The sequence below is a fragment of the Streptomyces hainanensis genome (assembly GCF_004348415.1).
Classification (GTDB): Bacteria; Actinomycetota; Actinomycetes; order Streptomycetales; family Streptomycetaceae; genus Streptomyces; species Streptomyces hainanensis.
Genome location: NZ_SMKI01000763.1, coordinates 1 through 1,996, shown reverse-complemented (window position 1 = coordinate 1,996; position 1,996 = coordinate 1). Strand labels below are relative to the sequence as shown.

General features: G+C 72.2%; 2 protein-coding genes and 1 tRNA gene. 1 reads left to right on the top strand and 2 read right to left on the bottom strand.

Annotation, left to right across the window (positions count from 1 at the left end):
• Nucleotides 1–61: 61 nt before the first annotated feature.
• Entirely contained in the window at nucleotides 62–622 is a 561-nt protein-coding gene (locus E1283_RS35680; RefSeq protein WP_132822308.1) for a helix-turn-helix domain-containing protein, read from the bottom strand.
• Nucleotides 623–779: 157 nt separating this feature from the next.
• On the opposite strand from E1283_RS35680, the gene E1283_RS35675 reads away from it, so the two are divergent.
• Nucleotides 780–852 (top strand) — tRNA-Ala (locus E1283_RS35675).
• Nucleotides 853–899: 47 nt separating this feature from the next.
• On the opposite strand, the gene E1283_RS35670 is transcribed toward E1283_RS35675, so the two are convergent.
• Nucleotides 900–1,856, bottom strand: a complete 957-nt coding sequence (locus E1283_RS35670; protein ID WP_132822309.1) for a class E sortase — start codon at nucleotides 1,854–1,856, stop codon at nucleotides 900–902.
• Nucleotides 1,857–1,996 lie beyond the last annotated feature (140 nt).

Below are 1,996 nucleotides of genomic sequence, written 5' to 3'. Positions count from 1 at the left end.
GGGTGGGTGGGTGCGTGCCTGGCCGGTGCGGAGCGCCCCAGCTGCCGCCGGCCGGCGGTTGTCAGCCCTGGTGGCTCTCGTAGTGCTCGACGGCCTCACGGGTCCTGGCGACGCCGTACACCCGGAGGAACTCCGCCAGTTCCGGGTGCGCGTCGGAGAGCAGCCGGGAGGCGCTCTGGATCTCCGTCGCGTCCGAGACGGAGCGGAGCAGCGCCTGGATCTCGCGGACGACGCGCTTGGTGGGGTTGGCCGGGACGCCGATCGACCCGGAGCGGGTCGCGGTGGAGCTCGGGCTGAGCACGTTGCCCCCGGAGGTCCTGCGGATGTCCTCCATCGCGGAGGTCGCCTCGGCGGCGCTCACCCGGCCGGCGCGCACCTCGGCGGCCAGGTCCTGGAGGGAGCGCACCCGCTGGACGACGGCCGGGTTCCCGATCTTGGCGCGCTGCCCGCTCATCAGCTGGGACAGCATGGGCGCCGAGAGTCCGAGGACCACGGCGAGCCGGGCCTGGTTGAGTCCGAGATCGGTGATCAATCGGCGGAAGAGCGCCCCCAGCGGCTCTCCGTACCAGGTCGTCTGTTGTTCTCTGGCCCTTTCCGTGGACTCCTGTTGTGTCGCGTCCATGGTGTCTCCCCTGTTCTCCCCTGATCGCTTCACGTGAGCGAAGTTGCGCGTCATCCTACGGACGGATCCACATCCTGGGCGATACCCGGTCGGTATCCGGCGGGAAGATTGGGTAATCTAGCTCCCGGCCATCCACGGCGTTGTCGGGATCGGCCAAGGGGCCTTAGCTCAGTTGGTAGAGCGCCGTCTTTGCATGGCGGATGTCAGGAGTTCGACTCTCCTAGGCTCCACGGGTATTGCGCTGTTTTCCGGGCCTCCGGCCCTCGGGCCGCCGACGTCAGTCGGCGGCCCGCAGCTCTTCCGGCGGGGTGCGGTCGGCGTCGACGCGCTCGGTGCGTTCCAACTCGCCCCAGACGACGTAGCGGTGCTCCGAGGTGAAGACCGGCGTGCAGGTGGTCAGCGTGATGTAGCGGCCCGCCTCGGTGGCGCCCGACTCCTCGGGGATCGGTTCGAGCACCGCGGTGTTGAACCTGGAGGTCTCGGGGAGGACGGCGAACGCCCGGTAGACGTACCAGGTGTTGTTGGTCTCGAAGACGATCGGGTCGCCCTCTTCTATGTGGTGGATCCCGTGGAACTTGGCCCCGTGCCCGTCGCGGTGGGCGGCGAGCGAGAAGTTGCCCTCCTCGTCCCACGGCATGGCGGACTCGACGGGGGTGTCGTAGTAGCCGGCCACGCCGCCGTTGAGGACGTCGAGGCCGATGCCCTCCTTGACGAGGATCACGTCGTCGGTCATCGCGGGGACGTGGAGGAAGCCGATGCCGTCCTGCGGGTCGAACTCGGGCGGCGGCGCGGTGTCGCCCCCTCCGTCGTCGTCGGTGGTCGCCCACTGGTCCCGGACGGCGTCGCTGTCGCGGTTGGCCTCCTGGTTGGCGACGATGTTGGTCCACCAGAGCGAGTAGACGACGAACAGACCGAGCACCAGCCCGGCGGTGATGAGGAGTTCCCCGAACACGCTCACCGCGGCCGCGACCCGCCGCCTGCGGCGGCTGCCGCCGGCGGCTGGCGCCGCCGTGTCCCCGGCCCCGGCCTCGCCCGGCCCCTCCGGGCCGGCGCCGGCCTCCGCCGGCCCGGAGGCCGCCGCAGGGGCGGCTGCGCCGTCGGTGTCCGGCCGCGCCGGGGTGTCCTCGGCGGTGTCCGTCGGACGGCCTTCGGCGTCCTGCTCCGCCGTCTCGGCGGTGGTGCCGTCCGCCGGCGCGGTGGCCTGGCCACCGGTGTCCGGCCGGGTGGCGGCCATGTCCGGCTCTGCCGCTGAGGTGGAGGCGGTTGTCGTGGCAGGCCCGGGTGCGTCCGGCTCCGCCGGCTTGGTGGCGGCCGGGCCGTCGGTGTCCGGCTCCGCCGCGGCGGCCGAGGTGCCGGGGGTGGGCTCCTCGGTGG